18 protein-coding genes and 1 tRNA gene are annotated in these 17,299 nt (G+C 67.1%); 3 read left to right on the forward strand and 16 right to left on the reverse strand.

Annotated elements, in window-relative coordinates:
* Positions 1–4: 4 nt before the first annotated feature.
* Positions 5–928: a hypothetical protein gene (locus KF709_01690; protein MBX3173100.1), complete on the forward strand. Its 924-nt coding sequence runs from the start codon at positions 5–7 to the stop codon at positions 926–928.
* A gap of 252 nt (positions 929–1,180) precedes the next feature.
* On the opposite strand, the gene KF709_01695 is transcribed toward KF709_01690, so the two are convergent.
* From KF709_01695 to KF709_01740, 10 genes are all read right to left on the reverse strand, one after another.
* On the reverse strand, positions 1,181–2,509 hold the full coding sequence (locus KF709_01695) for a dicarboxylate/amino acid:cation symporter (GenBank protein MBX3173101.1): 1,329 nt from the start codon (positions 2,507–2,509) through the stop codon (positions 1,181–1,183).
* Positions 2,510–3,952, reverse strand: coding sequence for an amino acid permease (locus tag KF709_01700; protein ID MBX3173102.1), 1,443 nt, complete (start codon positions 3,950–3,952; stop codon positions 2,510–2,512).
* A gap of 50 nt (positions 3,953–4,002) precedes the next feature.
* Positions 4,003–4,737 carry a hypothetical protein gene (locus KF709_01705; GenBank protein ID MBX3173103.1) on the reverse strand — a complete coding sequence of 245 codons (735 nt, stop codon included), beginning with the start codon at positions 4,735–4,737 and terminating at the stop codon, positions 4,003–4,005.
* 220 nt (positions 4,738–4,957) lie between these two features.
* On the reverse strand, positions 4,958–5,368 hold the full coding sequence (locus KF709_01710; protein MBX3173104.1) for a biopolymer transporter ExbD: 411 nt from the start codon (positions 5,366–5,368) through the stop codon (positions 4,958–4,960).
* 18 nt (positions 5,369–5,386) lie between these two features.
* A complete protein-coding gene (locus KF709_01715) occupies positions 5,387–5,857 on the reverse strand; it encodes a biopolymer transporter ExbD (GenBank protein MBX3173105.1) in 471 nt (156 codons plus the stop codon).
* Positions 5,858–5,885: 28 nt separating this feature from the next.
* Positions 5,886–6,626, reverse strand: a complete 741-nt coding sequence (locus tag KF709_01720) for a MotA/TolQ/ExbB proton channel family protein (protein ID MBX3173106.1) — start codon at positions 6,624–6,626, stop codon at positions 5,886–5,888.
* Positions 6,627–6,666: 40 nt separating this feature from the next.
* Positions 6,667–7,380 carry a TonB family protein gene (locus KF709_01725; GenBank protein ID MBX3173107.1) on the reverse strand — a complete coding sequence of 238 codons (714 nt, stop codon included), beginning with the start codon at positions 7,378–7,380 and terminating at the stop codon, positions 6,667–6,669.
* Between the two features lie 150 nt (positions 7,381–7,530).
* Positions 7,531–8,979 carry a HAMP domain-containing histidine kinase gene (locus KF709_01730; protein ID MBX3173108.1) on the reverse strand — a complete coding sequence of 483 codons (1,449 nt, stop codon included), beginning with the start codon at positions 8,977–8,979 and terminating at the stop codon, positions 7,531–7,533.
* A 6-nt stretch (positions 8,980–8,985) separates the two neighbouring features.
* Positions 8,986–9,654, reverse strand: a complete 669-nt coding sequence (locus KF709_01735) for a response regulator transcription factor (GenBank protein MBX3173109.1) — start codon at positions 9,652–9,654, stop codon at positions 8,986–8,988.
* Positions 9,651–11,204 (reverse strand): PAS domain-containing protein, encoded by a 1,554-nt coding sequence (locus KF709_01740; GenBank protein MBX3173110.1) that lies wholly within the window; start codon positions 11,202–11,204, stop codon positions 9,651–9,653. Before KF709_01740 ends, KF709_01735 begins: the two co-directional genes overlap by 4 nt.
* Before the next feature lie 231 nt (positions 11,205–11,435).
* On the opposite strand from KF709_01740, the gene KF709_01745 reads away from it, so the two are divergent.
* Positions 11,436–11,864 (forward strand): Hsp20/alpha crystallin family protein, encoded by a 429-nt coding sequence (locus tag KF709_01745; GenBank protein MBX3173111.1) that lies wholly within the window; start codon positions 11,436–11,438, stop codon positions 11,862–11,864.
* Between the two features lie 142 nt (positions 11,865–12,006).
* Here the strand turns inward: KF709_01745 and KF709_01750 are convergent, their stop codons facing one another.
* A complete protein-coding gene (locus tag KF709_01750) occupies positions 12,007–12,483 on the reverse strand; it encodes a redoxin domain-containing protein (protein ID MBX3173112.1) in 477 nt (158 codons plus the stop codon).
* Between the two features lie 87 nt (positions 12,484–12,570).
* A tRNA-Ala gene (locus KF709_01755) sits at positions 12,571–12,643 on the reverse strand.
* Between the two features lie 113 nt (positions 12,644–12,756).
* Between KF709_01755 and trxA the strand changes: the two genes are divergently transcribed.
* Complete coding sequence (gene trxA / locus KF709_01760) at positions 12,757–13,209, forward strand: thioredoxin (protein MBX3173113.1); 453 nt, start codon at positions 12,757–12,759, stop codon at positions 13,207–13,209.
* 109 nt (positions 13,210–13,318) lie between these two features.
* Here the strand turns inward: trxA and KF709_01765 are convergent, their stop codons facing one another.
* Genes KF709_01765 through nrfD form a run of 4 tightly spaced genes read right to left on the reverse strand, consistent with a single transcriptional unit; the run spans position 13,319 to position 17,293 of the window.
* Complete coding sequence (locus tag KF709_01765; protein MBX3173114.1) at positions 13,319–14,662, reverse strand: hypothetical protein; 1,344 nt, start codon at positions 14,660–14,662, stop codon at positions 13,319–13,321.
* Between the two features lies 1 nt (position 14,663).
* Positions 14,664–15,395: a cytochrome c gene (locus KF709_01770; GenBank protein MBX3173115.1), complete on the reverse strand. Its 732-nt coding sequence runs from the start codon at positions 15,393–15,395 to the stop codon at positions 14,664–14,666.
* On the reverse strand, positions 15,385–15,888 hold the full coding sequence (locus KF709_01775; GenBank protein MBX3173116.1) for a DUF3341 domain-containing protein: 504 nt from the start codon (positions 15,886–15,888) through the stop codon (positions 15,385–15,387). Before KF709_01775 ends, KF709_01770 begins: the two co-directional genes overlap by 11 nt.
* A 1-nt stretch (position 15,889) precedes the next feature.
* Positions 15,890–17,293 (reverse strand): polysulfide reductase NrfD, encoded by a 1,404-nt coding sequence (nrfD, locus tag KF709_01780; GenBank protein ID MBX3173117.1) that lies wholly within the window; start codon positions 17,291–17,293, stop codon positions 15,890–15,892.
* Positions 17,294–17,299: the final 6 nt, after the last annotated feature.

Raw genomic sequence — 17,299 nt, forward strand, 5'->3', positions numbered from 1 at the left:
CGCAATGGCACAGATCGTCGTCGGTGTGGATGGTGGTGGCAGCAAGACGCAGGTGATCGTGGCGAACGCCAAGGGCAAGGAACTCTCGTCGATCACCGGCGACGGCAGCGCCCTGCGCCCCGGCGAGGCGCTGGCCTCGGCCGAGATCATCGGCAGCCTGGTCCGCGACGCGCTGGCGGCCGCGGAGATCGAGGATCGTCCGGCCCTCGTGGTCGTGGGCGTGGCGGGCGCCGGCCGCGAGAAGGAGCGCAAGGCGCTGCTGCGCGCGCTGCGCGGCGAGACGGTGGCGGACGAGATCGAGGTGGTCACCGACGCCGAGATCGCGCTGGCGGATGCGTTTGGTCGCGACGGCGCGGGCCTGCTGCTGGTGGCGGGCACGGGCTCGGTGGCCTTCGGCCGGGGCCCCGCCGGCGAGTTCCGTCGCTGCGGTGGCTGGGGCCCGGACATCGGCGACGAGGGCAGCGGCGCCTGGATCGGACGTCGTGCGCTGAGCGTCGTGACGTCGTCGTCGGACGGCCGCGAGCCGGAGACGCGACTGACGGGCGCGCTGATGACGGCACTTGAGCTCGAGACGCTCGAGGACCTGATTCCCTGGGCGGCGAACGCCTCGCCGAAGGACCTGGCGGGCTTGGCCGCGCACGTGATGACGCTGGCCTCGGACAAGGACTTACGGGCCAACTCGATCTGCACGGTCGCGGCGGAGGAACTTGTGCTCCACGTCCGCACTTTGGCGCGGCAACTCTTCGTGGACGAGCGCGCCGCGGTGCCGGTGGCCTTGGCTGGCGGCCTGATGGCGCGCGGGTCCTACGTGCGCCGCCTGGTGGAGCATCGGCTCAAGTCCGCCGTGCCTGGGTCACAGCTGCACGCCGAGGAGGTCGTGCCGGCGCGTGGGGCGGTCAAGTTGGCTGTTTCGCTGGCAAAGGTCTGAGCGCCGTTCGAGGGTCGCGACTTGGCTAGATCTTCTTGATTGCCACAGAGGCACAGAGACACAGAGGTGTCAGGACGCGCGCTGGCCTCTGTGCCTAGTCCAAGAACAACTGCTTAGGGGGCTCGGCGGACAGCTATGTTCGCCGAGCCCCTTTCTGTTCCAACAAAGAAGAAGACACAGAGGTGTCGGCTTGCTCCGACGCCCTCTGTGTCTCTGTGCCTCTGTGGCAAACTCAGCGCACCAAACCCAGCCCTACGCCGTCGTTGGCGCCTCGGCGGGGATGCTTGCCGCGGACCAGACCTTTTCGGACGACGCCACGAAGGTGGTGGCCGAGATGTCCGAGGCCACGTTCACCACGGTGCGCGTCATGTCGAGGATGCGGTCCACGCCGAGCACGATCGCGATCGCCTCGCCGGGCACGCCCATCATCGCCAGGATGCCGACCAGCAGCGGGATCGAGCCCCCGGGCACGCCGGCCGCGCCGATGGCCGTGATCACGCTCATGATGATCACTACCACCATCCCGCCCAGCGAGAGGTCCACGCCGAAGACCTGGCAGAGGAAGATGACCGTGATGCCCTCGAAGATGCTCGTACCGTTCATGCACATCGTGGAGCCCAACGGCAGCACGAAACCGGCGATCTTGGGCGGCACACCCAGGCCCTCCTGCGACGCGCGCAGCGCCGCGGGCAGGGTGGCCGAGCTCGAGCTGGTCGAGAAGGCCGTCACCAGCGCGCCCTTGATGCGCGAGAAGTATGTGACCGGGCTGATGCCGATGATGAACTTCAGGATGAGCGAAAGGTTCACGAACATGTGCAGCAGCAGCGCGCTCATCACCACGATGACGTAGCCGCCGAGCGGTTTGAGCAACGCGAAGCCGAAGCGCGAGGTGACGCCGAAGATCAGGCCGGCCACACCGTAGGGCGCGAGTCTCATCGCCATCCCTACGATGACGATGACGACTTCATACAACGACTCGAGGAACTTGATCATCGGGGCCGACTGCTCCGGCTTGAGCTGCGTGAGCGCCGCGCCGAAGATGAGGCCGAAGAAGATCACGCCGAGCATGTCCGTGTCCGCGGCCGACTTCACCGGGTTGCGCGTCACGATGTTCACGAAGGTGTTGATGCCAAAGCCACCTGTTGCGTTCTGCTCGACCTTTGCCGAGGCGTCGTCGGCGTAGACCTCCATCAGCTCGACCTTCACGTTCTCCGGCACGGACGAGCCAGGGTCAATGATGTTCACCATCAGCAGGCCGAAGGTCGCCGCAACGGCCGTCGTGCCGAAGAAATAGCCGATGGCCTTGCCGCCCACCTTGCCGACCTTTCGCAGGTCTCCGAGCCCCGCCACGCCAAGCGCGATGGACGAGAACACCAGCGGCATCACGATCATGAACAGCATCCGCAGGAAGATCTGGCCGACCGGCCCCGCGAGATACGTGTTGACCCAGACCACCCGGCCGTCGTCGCCACCCAGCGTGAGGTTCGCCACCACACCGGCGACGCCACCCAGCACGAGCGCCAGCAGGATCTTGGTGTGGAGCTTCATGCCCTTGCCGCTACCGCCGATCGATTCCGACATCTAGTCCTCGCTGGGCCGGGCGCTGGCGCCCCGGCGTTGGGTCAGGAGATAGACGGGCACGCCGAGCAGCACGACGACCAGCCCCGAGAGCGCCTGCGCGCGCGTCTTGTCCGCGAACAGCAGGATGATGGCCACGGCCGCGGCCGAGACGATGTACAGGCCTGGCAGCACGGGATAACCGATGGCCTTGTACGGACGGGGCTCGTCCGGCCGCTTGGCCCGCAACACGAACAGCCCCGCCGTGGTCAGCGCGTAGAACACCAGCGCCGCAAAGATCACATAGTCGAGCAGCTGCCCATACGTACCGGTGAGGCAGAGGATGCTGGTCCAGATGGCCTGCGCCACCAGCGCCCAGGCGGGCACGCCGGCCGCGCTCAACGTGCCGGCCTTGCGGAAGAAGAGCCCGTCCTTGGCCATCGCCCAATACACGCGGGCGCCGGCGAGGATGAGGCCGTTGTTGCAGCCAAATGTCGAGATGAGGATGGCGATCGCCATCAAGGTGCCGCCGCTGCTGCCGAAGATGCCCTCGGCCACCGCCGTGCCCACGCGGTCCTGCGGCGCGTTCTGGATGCCCTCGAAGGGCAGCACGCTCAGATACGACACGTTCGCCAGGACGTACAACAGTGTGACCAGCCCCGTGCCCAACAGCAGCGAGCGCGGCAAGTTCTTCTCGGCGTTCTGCACCTCGGAGGCGGCCGAGGTCACGCCGTGCCAGGAGTCGCTGGAGAACAGCGAGCCCACGAGCGCCGCGCCGAAGGCGAGCGCGAAACCGCTGGAGAGCGCGCTGCCGCCCGGCGTGGCGCCGAAGAAGTTCGCGCCGAAGTTCGCGGCGATGGCGTCCGCGTTGCGGCCGATGGTCAGGCCCAGAGCCACGAGCGCGAGCAGGGCGCCCGTCTTCACGACCGTCAGCGTGGTCTGCACGAGCTTGCCCTCGCGCACGCCCCGCAGGTTGATCCAGGTGAGGATCCAGATGGAGATCAGGGCCACCAGCCGCTGTGGCGTGAGGCCCAGTTCGATCACACCGCCCGGCGTCATCACGTCGAACTGGGGGAACCAGCCGTAGCGATCCGGCGAGATGGCCGGCCAGAGCACACCGAGAAAGCGGCCGAAGGCAACGCCCACGGCCGCGATCGTTCCCGTCTGGATGACGACAAAGAGGGTCCATCCGTAGAGGAAGCCCATCAGCGGGCCCATCGCCTCTCGGAGGAAGGTGTACTGGCCGCCGGCGCGGGGATACATCGCCGCGAGTTCGCCGTAGGCGAGGGCGCCGAGGAGCGTCATCGCCCCGGTCACGATCCACGCCATCAGGAGCCAGAAGGGAGAGCCGAGCGTGCGCGCCATGTCGGCGCTGACGATGAAGATGCCTGAACCGATCATCGTGCCCGCGACGAGCATCGTCGCGTCGGTCAGGGTCATCGCCTTGACGAATCCGGGGGAGGACATTCGGCGGAAACTACGCCGGCCCCGGAGGCTCCACCAGTCGCTGGAAGCGGTTACGGCGCCTCGGCGACGATATACGCGGTGTCACGGACCGCGGTGCCGTCGGCACGGGTGGCTGGGCGGAAGCGCACCTCGGAGAGCATCTCGCGGATCTTGCGGTTGTAGCCCGCGTCCCGCGAGGGATTGAAGCCGATCAACTTGGCGTTGCCGCGCTCGTCGACATCGAACTGGGCGACCATCTTGTACGGCCGCACGCGGGCGGGCACCGGAATGGGCAGGATGGCGAGATTGGTCACCGTCGGAGGGAAGATCTGGTCCCCGCCACCGCCTGTCCCAGGCCCCACGCCCGAGCCGCGCCCCGTCCCCACCCCGCTGCCCACGCCGCCACCGCTGCCGGGCCCATTCCCGCCGCTGCCGTCGTTTCCGCTTCCACCACCGAGCCCCGGCATCGGGATGGTCGGGGCCAACAAGCTGCTCGCTGGCTCAAGCTCCGCCGGCTTGGTCGTGACCTCTGGCTCAGGGGTCGGGGGAGGCGGTGGCACCGGCGTGGGGGTCGGCACCGGCTTCTGCTCAGGCGGCGGCGTAGGTGCGCTGGCGCTGGGCGCCACGTGGAGGAAGCGGAGCCGCTCCGGCGTCACTTCGCCTCCACTGCCGCGGGTGCCGCCGCCTCCGCCACCTGCGGGCCCCGGACCGCCGGCGCCGGTCGCGTCCGGGGCCGTCAGCTGCTTGGCCACCAATGGGGGCAGCAGCAGGGCGACAATGATGAGCAGGTGGATGAGCGTCGACACCAGCATGCCCGTACGACCACCGGGCGCGGGGTCCGGGATCCCGTGGAGGGGCCGGAGCGGGCGCTTGGGCTTGTCTGGGGGCGGAGGCAGCGAATCGGGCACAGGCACAGCGTGGGAACGGGGAACGGGTCCCGCGACCGCTGGCCGCGGGTCTCCACAAAACTATACGGCGGGCGACCCTGAAAAGGTTCGCCCGCCGCAGGTCCAACTGGTACAGGGACTACTTCGTGTCCTTGGGCGGGATGCCGATGACCTTCACCCCGGCGCCACGGGCCACGTCCATCGCGAAGATGATGTCCTGATACTTCACGGCCGGGTCACCCTTCACGAAGATGATCTTGTCCGGGCGCGGGTCGTAGATCTCCGTGAGGCGCTCGGCCAGGCGCTCCTTGGTCAGGGGCTCCTTGTTGACGGCAAAGCTGCCGTCGGCGAGCACTTCGAGCACGATCTGGTCCGACGCCTGGTTGGCGGTGACCACGGCAGGCGTGGGGTCCGGCAGCTGCAGGTCCACGGCCTTCCGCATCATCGGCTGCATGATCATGAAGATGATGAGCAGCACGAGCATGATGTCGATCATCGGCACCACGTTCGGCTCGCTGTTCATCCCCGAGCTGTTTCCTCCGACGCTCATTCCCATCGTCGGCTCTCCTTAAGGCGTCTTGGTGGTGCCCGACGTCACCTCGTCGCCGGCCACCGAGGACACCGTCCCCGGCTGCTGGTCCGAAATGGCGCCGACCATGCGCACCCCGTTCTTCGACGCGATGTCCATCGCGTCCAGGATGCGGCCGTACTCAAGGTCCTTGTCGGCCTTGATGTAGAGGATCTGGTCGATGGTCCGCTGCGAATAGATGTTCTGCAGCATCGCGCCCAGGTCTTCGTTCTGGATGGCCCGCTTGTTCAGGTAATACTGGCCGTACTTGTCGATGCCGAGGACCTGGTCCTCATCGACCTCCGGATGCGCCTTCAGGTTGATGCCGCTGGGCGGCGTCGCGGTGAAGCCGGCCGAAATGGCCGGCGTCACCACCATGAAGATGATCAGGAGCACCAGCATCACGTCGATCATGGGGACGACGTTCGGCTCGGCCTTGACGCCGCCCCCGGTGCTTACCGACATGCCCATCTGGATGCCCTCCTAAGGGACGCGGGTCTTACTGCGAGATCGGCGACGCGCCCTTCTGGGCGGCCGTGTTGAACTCACGCGTGAAGCGCGAGCGGCCGAACTCACCCGAGACACCCTTGATCAGGTAATCGATCATCTCCTTCGAGACGTAGGTCATCTCGGAGGTGAGGTTGTCGATCTTGGTCTGGAAGTAGTTGAAGGCCCACACCGCGGGGATGGCGACCATGAGGCCGAAGCCCGTGGCGATCAGCGCCTCGGCGATGCCGACGGCGATGGCCTGGATGCCCGACGAACCGGCGGCGCCCATGCCGGCGAAGGCGTTGATGATGCCGAACACGGTGCCGAGGAGGCCGACGAACGGCGAGGTCGAACCCACCGTCGCCAGGATGGCCAGACCGCGCTTCAGCGACACGATCTCGACGAGCATGTTGCGCTCGACCGCACGCTCGGCCGAGTTGATGTCGGACACGGTGACGGAGCCGTCGAGGATCAGCGGCTTGACTTCGTCAAGCGCGCCGCCGAGGACGCGGGCCACGTGCGACTTCTTGTACGACTGCGCCAGGTTGATGGCCTCGGTGAGGTTGTCCTCCTCGAGGAACTGCGAGAACTCGGGCGCGAACTTGAGGGTTTCCTTCTGCGCCTTGCGCAGGTTCCACCACTTGCCGAAGGCCACCGAGAGGGACCAGAGCGACATGATCGCGAGGACGACCCAGATGCCCTTGGCGAACGGCGGGCTGTGCTCCCAGATGAAACCGATGGACATGTTCATAACAGCTGTCTCCTAGACGAACTGGTTGTGGTGGACTGCGTTAGCGCTGCAAGGCGAACACGAAGGGCTGCTGCACGAGCTGCTTCACCTTCCGGCCGCCGACCTCGGCGGGCAGGAAGCGCATCTGCGTGAGGGACGAGCGGACGGCCTGCTCGAACATCGCGTGGTCCGAGCGGAGCACCTTGAAGGAGGCGACCTCGACGCGGCCCGTCGTGTCGACGACGAACTGCGCGAGCACCTGGCCTTCCACGCCGCCGGAGCGGAGGATGTCCGGGTAGCGCGGGCCCTGGCTGCCGGGCAGCGGGGCGACGGGCTTCTCGACCTGGAAGTCGAAGTAGGGCTGGTCCGTGTTCACCGGACCCGTGCCGCCCACGACGCCCGAGGCCACACCACCGGCGACACCCTTGCCGGAGAAGTCCGCTTCGTTGGTCAGGGCCTTCGAGAGGTCGATCTCGGGGATGACGTCGGGGATGCTCACCGGCGCGGCGAGCACCTGGAAGCCCTTCGGCGGCGGCGGCGCGATGACGGCATCGGGCGGCGGCGGCGGGGCCTCTTCCTTCGGCGGAGGCGGTTCGTCCTTCTTTACCTCGACGAAGTCGATCTTCTGGACGACCTCCTCCTGCTTCTCCACCGTGGCGTTGGCCGTGGCGATGATGGAGGCTCCGATGATCGCGACGTGAAAGAACGTCGAGAACATCGAGGCGCCGAAGGACTTCTGCTTGACCGGCTTGGACTCGATCAGGTTGTTGAACACGCAAGCACTCCCTTGGACGTAGCCAGGCGTGAATCGTGCAGCCCAGCCGATGCTGGACTCGCGTAAGAACGTACCCAGCCTAGGTTAGGCCCGTAATCGGGAAAACATTAAGATTCCCTTAATCGCCCGTGAGCTTTCGTAACGATGCGCTCAGGGCTCCGCAGAGGGCCGCTGCAGGGGCAGCGTGACGGTGAAGGTGCTCCCGCGCCCAAGGCGCGAGCCCACGCTGATGAAGCCCCCGTGCGCGTGGGCAATCCACTGGGCAATCGACAGCCCGAGTCCGACCCCGCCGCGTTCGCCGCGTGACCGCACCCGGTCCGCGCGCCAGAAGCGGTCGAAGATGAACGGCAGGTCCGCCGCCGCGATGCCCACGCCACTGTCCTGCACCACGAATGCCGCGTGGTCCCCGCGGTCCTCGAGCGCGATGGAGACGCTGCCCTCGGCGGACGTGTATTTCACCGCGTTGGTCGCCAGGTTCAGGAAGAGCTGCCGGAGCCGCACCGGATCGCCCTCGAGTTCCACCGGATCGACGCGATCCAGCGTCACTGCAACACGCGCCTCCTCACCGAGGATCTGGGCGGTCTCGACCACCTCCTGCACGATCGGCACGAGGTCCACCCGCTCGCGGTGCAGGTCGAAGCGCCCTTCGTCCGCACGCGCGAGGGTCAGCAGCGAGTCCACCAAGTCGGCCATGCGCGTCGTCTCGGCGAGCGCCTCCTCAAGTGGCGGCAGGTGCTCGTCCGCCAGGTTGGAGGCCTGCATCACGCGTTCGATGTCGGCCCGCAGCACGGTCAGCGGCGTCTTCAGCTCGTGGCTGGCATCGGCGGTGAAGCGCCGCAGGGCGGCGAAGGAACTCTCCAGCCGCGCGACCATCGCATTGATGTTCGACGAGAGCCGATCGACCTCGTTCTCGTCGGAGTCGACGGGGAGCCTGCGGTGCAGCGAACGGCCGTCCTGGATGGCCTCGAGGTCGGAGATGAGGCGCTCCATGGGCTGCAGCGCGCTCCCGGTCATGATCCACGCGATCAGGGCCGAGAGGATCAGGAGCAGCGGCACCGTGATGAGGATCGGACTGAGCAACTTGCCCTGCGAGTCCTCGATGGCATCGACCGACTCACCCGCCACGATGCGCATCGAGGGGAACTCCCGCGACAGCGACTCGAAATGCGAGACGATAAAGACGTTGGACGTCGAGTCCATGAGGACCACGGACGCGGGTTGCTGGACCGTGCGCCGAAAGACGGCGTTGATGAGCCGTCGACGGTCGTCGTCCAAGAGGCCGTTCACGGCGACGTTGGTGTAGAGGACGCCTGCCGAGTCGGCGACGATCAGGTAGCCGGGGAGCGCATCCAGCAACCGGCGGGCGGCCGGCTCCTGCGTCGGCCCGACCAGCGCATCCTCCGTCACGACCATGGCGATGCCAACGTTCGTCTGGCGCAGGATTGTGGTTGCCATGTCGGCGACCACGTCGGCGCGGCGCTGCAGCGTGCGCATGTCGTTCGTCTGCGCCGCGGACCAGAGGACGATCGCGAACACCGTCAACGTGCCCGCCAAGGCGAGCACATACGACAGCGTGAGCCGCGACCGGATGCTCGTCACGGCCGCCTAGCCCTTGAGCACGTAGCCCACGCCGCGCACGGTGTGAATCAGCTTCTTCTCGTGCGGCGCATCGATCTTCTTGCGCAGGTGGTTGATGACAACGTCCACGATGTTCGTGCCGGGGTCGAAGTGATAGCCCCAGGCATACTCCGTGATCAGGGTGCGGCTGAGGACCCGCCCGGCGTGACGCGCCAGATACTCCAGCACGAGGAACTCCTTGGGCGTCAGCTCGATGGCCGCACCGGCACGCCGCACCTCCCGCGCGTCGAGGTCGACGTCGAGGTCCGCCACGCTGATCTTTGGCGAGACGATGGCCCGTGGCCGACGCGCCAGCGCCTCCACGCGCGCCAACAACTCCTCGAAGGCGAAGGGCTTGGTCACATAGTCGTCCGCGCCGGCGCGCAGCGTCTCGACCTTGGCGTCCACGGCGTCCTGCGCCGTGAGCACCAGCACCGGCTTCTCGAACCCGCGCGCCCGCAGGTTCTTCAGGACCTCCTGGCCCGAGCGGCCCGGAAGCCGAAGGTCCAGCACGATGAGATCGTAGGGCTGCGACTTGGCCAGCTGCTCGCCTTGTTCGCCATCGGCGACCAGGTCCACCGACCATCGCGCCTCCTCCAGCCCGCGCTTCACAAATTGGCCGACCGTCGGGTCGTCCTCGATCACCAGGATCTTCACGCGGCCACCACCGGCAGCGTGACGCGGAACGTGGTGCCCTGCCCGAGCGTGCTCTCCACTTCGATGGTCCCTCCGTGCTCCTGCACGATGCCGTAGCAGATGGAGAGGCCGAGCCCCGTCCCCTGCCCAGGCTCCTTGGTCGTATAGAACGGCTCGAAGATCTTGCCCAACTCGCTGCGGGCGATGCCGTGGCCCTGGTCCACCACCTCAAGAATGGCCCCGTGCTCGGCGTCCGGGCCCGCCTTGGACACGATCTGCACCGTGCCGCGCTCGCCCATCGCGTCCATCGCGTTGATGAGCAGGGCCATCAACACCTGCACGAGTTGCTCGGAGTTCGCCTGCGGCACGCGCCCGATGGTGGGGTCCAGTTCGGTCACCACACCCAGCTTCTTGAAGCGCACGTGGTGCTTGAGCAGGAACAGCGTGCGCTCCACCACCTCATTGATGTTCACGCGCTCCTTGCGCGCCTGCTTGGGTCGGCTGAAGTCGAGCAGGCCGTCCACGATCTGCTTGCAGCGCACGACCTCGTTCTCGATGATGCCGACGAAGTCGTGCGTCTCCGGCGCAATCGTCACGCCGCTCTTCACCAAGTCCTCGATGCGGTAGCTCAGGGACTCGGCGCAGGCCGCGATGGTGGCCAGCGGGTTGTTGATCTCGTGCATCACGCCGGCCGCGAGCTGGCCGATGGCCGCGAGCTTCTCCGCCTGGGAGAAGCGCGCCTGCGCCTCCTTCCAGTCGGTGACGTCCTCGCCGATGGTGATGACGTGGGTGACGGGCCCGTCGCCCAGGCGCATCGGGATCTTGGTGATGCGATACGTCCGCGCCTCGCCGGAGGCCACGGACTCCATCTGGTATTCCTGCATACGGCCAGTCGAGAACACGTCGTCGAACTCGCGGCGCAGCATCTCCGCCGGCTGGCGGTGCAGAATCTGGAAGATGGTCTTGCCGATGGCCTGCTCGCGGGACACGCCCTGCATGCCGGTCTCGCGCTTGCGATTCCAGCTTTGGATCTTGTACTCGCGGTCAATCACGTACAGGCCGAGTGGCAGCGAGTCGATGATCTTCTCGGTGAATCGGCGGCCGCGCTCGATCTCGGCCGTGCGTGCCGCGACCTCGACCTCCAGCTGCCGCGATCGCTCGGCGTGGGCCAACTCCGGGGCGAGCAGGTTGGCCAAGGTCATCAGGGCCATCCGCTCTTCATCGCCGAGGGTGCGCGTGGTGCGCACCGCGAGAGCCCCGACGCGCCGGTCGCCGAGGACGATCGGCGCCACGTCGAGGTCGGCGACACTGGCCAAGGTATCGCCGAGCCGCAGCGCACCGCGCACGTCATCCTCGATGGTCGACTCGGTGCCCACGCACCATCCGCGCGAGAGCCCCTGCGGCGTATGCAGCCACAGCGAGACCTCAGCAGCGTCGAGGAAGGCCCGCAGGGTGCCGAGGGCGCGCTCTACCGTGCTCTCAACCGAGCGGGCCGCGGCCAGCTCCGTGCTGATGCCGGCGAGCGCGGAGAGGGCGCGTGCCGCGCGGGCGTCGGCGGCGTCGGGAGGCAAAGGGCTTGTCACAGGTTCCTGGCGGTGTCGCGAGGGAAGCTATGGATGGGCCCCGAAGGCGACAAGAGAATGGACGCCCCTGCTTGCCGCAGTGACAGTCCGGATGTCGCGGAGGCAGCCCAGTGCGCCGTGTCGGCAAGTCCCGCGTGGCACGCCCGATGCGCATCTCGTCGCCGACGGGGCGCGACAGGCCTCGAGACCACCAACCGATCCAAGTGGAGGAGCCAACCAATGGTGTACCGCACGACCTTGGCGCCGCTGTTCACGCTGCGCCGCGAGATGGACCGCCTGTTTGACGACGTCGTGGGCCGCGGCAGCGAGTCCGCGAGCCAGTGGGTGCCGGCCGTGGATGTCCGGGAGGACGAGCAGGGCTATCGCTTTGAGCTGGAGCTGCCGGGTGTGGATCCGGCGCGCGTGGAGATCACGGCCGACAACGGCGTGCTCACCGTGCGTGGAGACAAAGTGTCCGAGCGCCGTGAGTCCGAGTCGGCGCGCTGGCACGTCGTGGAGCGCGTGACGGGCTCGTTCCGTCGCAGCTTCCAGCTGCCGCAGAACGTCGCCGAGGACCGCATCGAGGCCGACTTCGCGCAGGGCCTGCTGACCGTGCGGGTGCCGAAGGCGGAGCTGCCCAAGCCCAAGAAGATCGAGATCAAGGTCTGAGCGACGCGCAGGGACGCGTGGGTCCGGGGGCCGGCGGCCGGGGGGTCCGCCGCGCGCTCGGATCCGCGTGTGCGGCGTGAAGAATCGTGGCGGGCTGGCAGCTGTGCCCTGCCACCGCCTGCGCCGCTCGATCTGCGACGACCTAGAGCTTCGCGATCTCCGCGAGGATCTCCGCGTTCTCGCGCCGGTGCCCTGGCGTCGCCTCGACGTGGGACCAGCGCACGACGCCTTGCTTGTCGATTAGGAAGTAGGCGCGGTTCGAGAAGAACGTGTGCTCCAGCAGGGTGCCGTAGGCCCGCGAGACCTGGCGCCGGAAATCCGAGGCCAGCTCGACCGCCAACTTGTACTGTGCCTTGTAGGCCTTGAGCGACGGCACGGCATCCACGCTGATGGGAATGACGACGACGTCCTGCCGCTCGAACTCCGCGTACTCGTCCGTGAACGCGCACATCTCGGCCGTGCAGGTCGAGGTGAAGGCCAGCGGAAAGAACGCCAGCAGCACGTTCGACTTGCCGCGGAAGCTGGAGAGCGTGACCTGCGCCCCACTGGTGGTGTCGACCGTGAAGTCGGGGGCGACGGAGCCGACCGCGGGGACGGCGGACACTTGAGTGGAAGTCATCGGAGTGCTGTGCGAAAGGGTGGCGACACGGGCAGGTGCACAACGGGCCGCCGCGGCGACGCAGCGCCGCGACGACCCGAGGTGGAATGGAGCGTGCCGGGATCGAACCGGCGACCCCCTGCTTGCAAAGCAGGTGCTCTCCCAGCTGAGCTAACGCCCCGCACCCGTAAGATAATGCCCCACGCCGGTGAGGGCAGTCCGCCGATAGGCGAACTCCGCGACGGCGTCTAGGATTTCTTAGGCAGCAGACCGAACCCTCGACCCGCCCGCTCCATGCACGAGACCACTGCCGAGCCCCTCTCGCAGCACTACACGCTGCCCTGCCCCTTCTGCGCGCGCTGGAACCGCGTGTCCGCCGAGCGCGCCGCGGACCGCCCCAAGTGCGGGGACTGCGGCAAGCCCATCCTGCTCGACCGCCCCTTTATGCTCCACGCCGACAGCTTCCATCGCGTGGTCAGCGAGAGCAGCGTGCCCGTCTTGGTGGACTACTACGCCGACTGGTGCGGCCCCTGCAAGATGATGGCGCCGGTGTTCGACGAGTTCGCCGCCAAGCACATCGGGAAGTTCCTCGTCGCCAAGCTCGACACCGACCGCGCCCAGGCGATCGCCCAGTTGCACAACATCCGCGGCATCCCGACGCTGATTCTCTACGAGGGCGGCAAGGAACTGCGCCGGGTGTCGGGGGCGATGGGCTTGGGAGATATGGAGAGGTTTGCGTTGGGCTGAGAGACGGAGGACGGAGGACAGCAGCGAACGACAAGACAATGCGGGGATCGGCGCCAAGCCGACCCCCGCATTGCTGTTTGCCTCCGTCCTACTACCTCCGTCCTTCGTCTTACTCGTGCGCCGGCAACGGCTCCATCGTCTTCGGATCCACCGGCACCTGCACCTCGTCGCGATACGGCGACGTCATCTTGAAGACCTGCGCCTTCGGGAAGGCGTCCATGAACTGCGCGTAGGCCCAGGCAAAGAGGCCGGCGAAGCCGGCGAAGATGCCGACCTCCCAGAGGCCCAGCGGCGCGTGCTCGGCGTGGGCGCCGAATACTGACGGATAGATCTCCGTGTAGCGCGAGAACCAGAGGCCCACAAACGAGCAGGCCGCGAAGAAGATCATCGTCGGCGAGAAGGTCTTGGCCTTGACCGAGAGCAGGCCGAAGAACGGCAGCACGAAGGTCAGCACCGCCGCCGCCATCGTCGTCGTGCCCCAGGTGTGGTTGAGGCGCACGGTGAAGAAGTGCGTCTCCTCCGCCAGGTTGCCGTACCAGATGATCAGGAACTGCGAGAAGGTCAGGTAGCCCCAGAACGCGGTGAACGCGAAGCCGAGCTTGCCGAGGTCGTGATAGTGCTTGTCCGTCACGAGCTCCGGCAGTTCCGGGAACTGGCCCTTCCACCAACGCACCAGCACGGCCAGCATCATCAGCGACACCAGCCAGCCGCCCATGAAGACCTGCCAGCCGTACATCGTGCTGAAGAAGTGGTAGTCCAGCGACATCGAGTGGTCCCAGGCGAGCACGCACCAGCCGAAGCCGAAGACCATCGCCATGATGACGGCGAGCTTGCCCTGCAGCGAGTGGGTGCTGTGCAGCTCACGCCGCTCCTCGCCGAAGCCCTGGCGCATCTTGGCGCGCAGGCCGGCCGCCCAAGAGGCGCCGTATTCCGGCGTGATGCCCACGTCGAGGCGCACCGAGGTCCAGACGTACCAGACCTGCAGCAGCAGCAGGGCGCCGAAGACCACCAGCGAGCGCAGGTAGAAGAAGCCGTGGTTGAAGTACGCCTCCTTCTCCGCGATCAGCCGTCCGGTGCCGACCTCGTTCCACCACGGGTAGATGTGGTCCTTGCCGCCGAAGATGATGATCAGCAGGCCGACGGCCGCGAACGGCAGGAAGGCGACAAACCCCTCCATGAACCGCACGATGCCGCGCGACCAGCGCGCGGTGGTGATGCGCTGCACGGCGACGAACATCACGCCGGCGGAGGCAATCGTCGTGAAGAACAGCCAGTTGACGAGGAATGCCGTCCAGGCGCGCTGCTCGCCGGTGAAGGCGCCGAACGCGAAGAGGGCAAAGCCCAGCGCGGCGAACGCCAGCGAGACCGTCTTGAGCCGCGCCGGCATCGTCTTGCCGCGCAGGACCTCGATGAACTGGTCGCGTGGGGGCGAGTAATGGTGCTGGTGGCTCATCTTAGTGGTCTCCCCCGTGCTCGCCCTCGGCGGCCGCCTTCTCCGGCTTGGCCACCGTGCCCTCGGTGCTCGGCTTCACGGCCGCGGCCGGCATCGTCGGCGCAACCGCGCTCATCGCGCTGAACGAGGACGCCTGCCCCGGGAACAGTGTGCGGTTCGTCGGCACCTGGTAGCGGCCCTGCAGGCCGCGGATGTAGTTGACGACGTCCCAGCGCTCGCGCTCCGGGATGCGGTTGAACGAGGCCATCAGGCCACGCCCGTTACGGAGCATGCCGAAGATGTAGCCATCGCTGCGGGCGGCGGTCGCGGCGCCGTTGATCGGCGGCACGAAGGCAATGCCCGACACCTCGGCGACCTTGCCACGACCATCGCCAAGATCGCCGTGGCAGACGGCGCAGTTCACCTGATAGAGGCGATGCCCGTTGGCGATCGAGCGCGGGTCGGCCGCCACCGGGTTCTCCAGGCGCGACATCGAGTCCACGGCTGCGAAGGACGGCGTGTACGACACCTCCCACTCGGCCAGCGCGACACCCGTGGTCGGCACCGAGCCCTGGGGCATGCCGCGGAAGGCGATGGAATCGCCCTTGGCGGCGTCCATCGAGAACTTCTGCCAGGTGCCCACCGACGGCTGCTGCTGGAAGTCGGTGATCCAGTCCTTGGGGTCGCAGGCCGTCAGGGCCAGCGGCAGGAGCAGCGCCGTAGCGGCGCTGCGAAACGTCAGCTTAGCGCTCACCGCGCACCTCCACCGCGCCGTGCCGGCGCATCACCTGTTCCACCTCGGCCAGCTTGTCGGGCGCGCACTCGCACCAGACGCCGTAGTGGCCCGCGCTGAAGCGCGGATCATAGCCAACGGTATCGACAAGGCGGGGGATGCCCGCCAGGAAGAACATGCCAAACACGGTCGACAGCGCGCCGACCATCACCATCACCTCGAAGCCGAACACCGTGTACGGCAGCCAGGTGGAGATGGCCTTGCCGCCCACGACCAGCGGCCAGTACTCCGAGCCCCAGATGGCGATCCAGTAGCCGAAGCAGACGCCCGAGAGCGCGCCGATGAGCGTGAACTTACGCACGCCGCTCTGCGGCGGGTCGATGGCGTGCTCCAGCTCGTGGCGGGGCGTCGGCGAGTATGCCGTCAGCTTGCCCAGCCCCTTGTGCTTGAGCTCCTCGATGGCCTCGACGGTCGAGTCCAGCTCGTGGAAGACCCCGATCATGCCGATATGCATCTCAGTGCCCTCCCTGCGACGAGTGCGCCTTCTTCATCCGCGGCGGCACGATCTCCTTGATCTCCGCCAGCGCCATGATCGGCAGCTGCTTCACGAACAGCAGGAACCACATGAAGAACCAGCCGAAGGAGCCAATGAGCAGGCCCATGTCCACCCAGGTGGGCACGTAGCTCGACCACTGCCAGGGCTCGACGTCGTGCGACAGCGAGGGCACGACGATCACGAAGCGCTCGAACCACATGCCGAGGTTGATGAAGATCGAGAGCACCCAGAGCCAGATCGGGTTGCGGCGCAGCTTCTGCGAGAACAGCGACAGCGGCAGGATCATGTTGCAGGTCAGCATGATCCAGGCGGCCCACCACCACTGGCCGAACACGCGGTTCCAGAAGTAGTCCTGCTCGTACTTCACGCCGCCGTACCAGGCGATGAAGAACTCGACGAGGTAGGCGCAGCCCACCACCAGCGACGTGAACAGCACCATCTTCGCCGAGGCGTCGAGGTGGTTCAGCGTGATGTAGTGCTTGAGGTTGAACCAGCGGCGCATCGGGATGACGATGGTCCACACCATCGCGAAGCCCGAGAAGATGGCGCCGGCGACGAAGTAGGGCGGGAAGATCGTCGTGTGCCAGCCCGGCACGATGCCCATCGCGAAGTCGAAGGACACCACCGAGTGCACGGAGAGCACCAGCGGCGTCGAGAACGCGGCGAGGAACAGGTAGGCGCGGGCGAAGTGGCGCCACTCGCGCTCGCTGTTGCGCCACCCGAACGAGAGCACCGACAGGATCTGCTTGCGGATCGGGTTCTTCTCCCGGTCACGCAGCACCGCGATGTCGGGGATGAGGCCGACGAAGAGGAAGGTGGTCGAGATCGTCAGGTACGTCGTGATCGCGAACACGTCCCAGACCAGCGGCGACTTGAAGTTCGGCCAGAGCAGGCGCCAGTTCGGATACGGGATCAGCCAGAAGAACTTCCAGGGCCGGCCGATGTGGATGATCGGGAACAGGCCCGCCGTCATCACCGCGAACACCGTCATCGCCTCGGCGGCGCGGTAGATCGTGGTGCGGAAGCCGGCGCGGAAGAGATAGAGGATCGCCGAGATCAGCGTGCCGGCGTGGCCGATACCGACCCAGAACACGAAGGTGATGATGTAGACGCCCCACATCACCGGCGGGTTGTAGCCCGCGACGCCGAGTCCCTGGTGGATCTGGTAGCCCCAGGAGAAGATGCCGAGTCCGAGGCAGCCGACGGCCGTGAGGAGGCCGACCAACCAGGCCCCCGTCGGCTTCAGGACCGACAGGATCTCGGTATCGACCTGCTCGTAGTCCTTGACTGCGGGCAGCTGGATATCGGCGGACGCGATGTTCGGCCGACGCGGTTCGTCGACGGGCTGCGCGAGTGTTGCCATGGTCGC

It is taken from the genome of Gemmatimonadaceae bacterium (assembly GCA_019637445.1).
Lineage (GTDB): Bacteria > Gemmatimonadota > Gemmatimonadetes > Gemmatimonadales > Gemmatimonadaceae > Pseudogemmatithrix.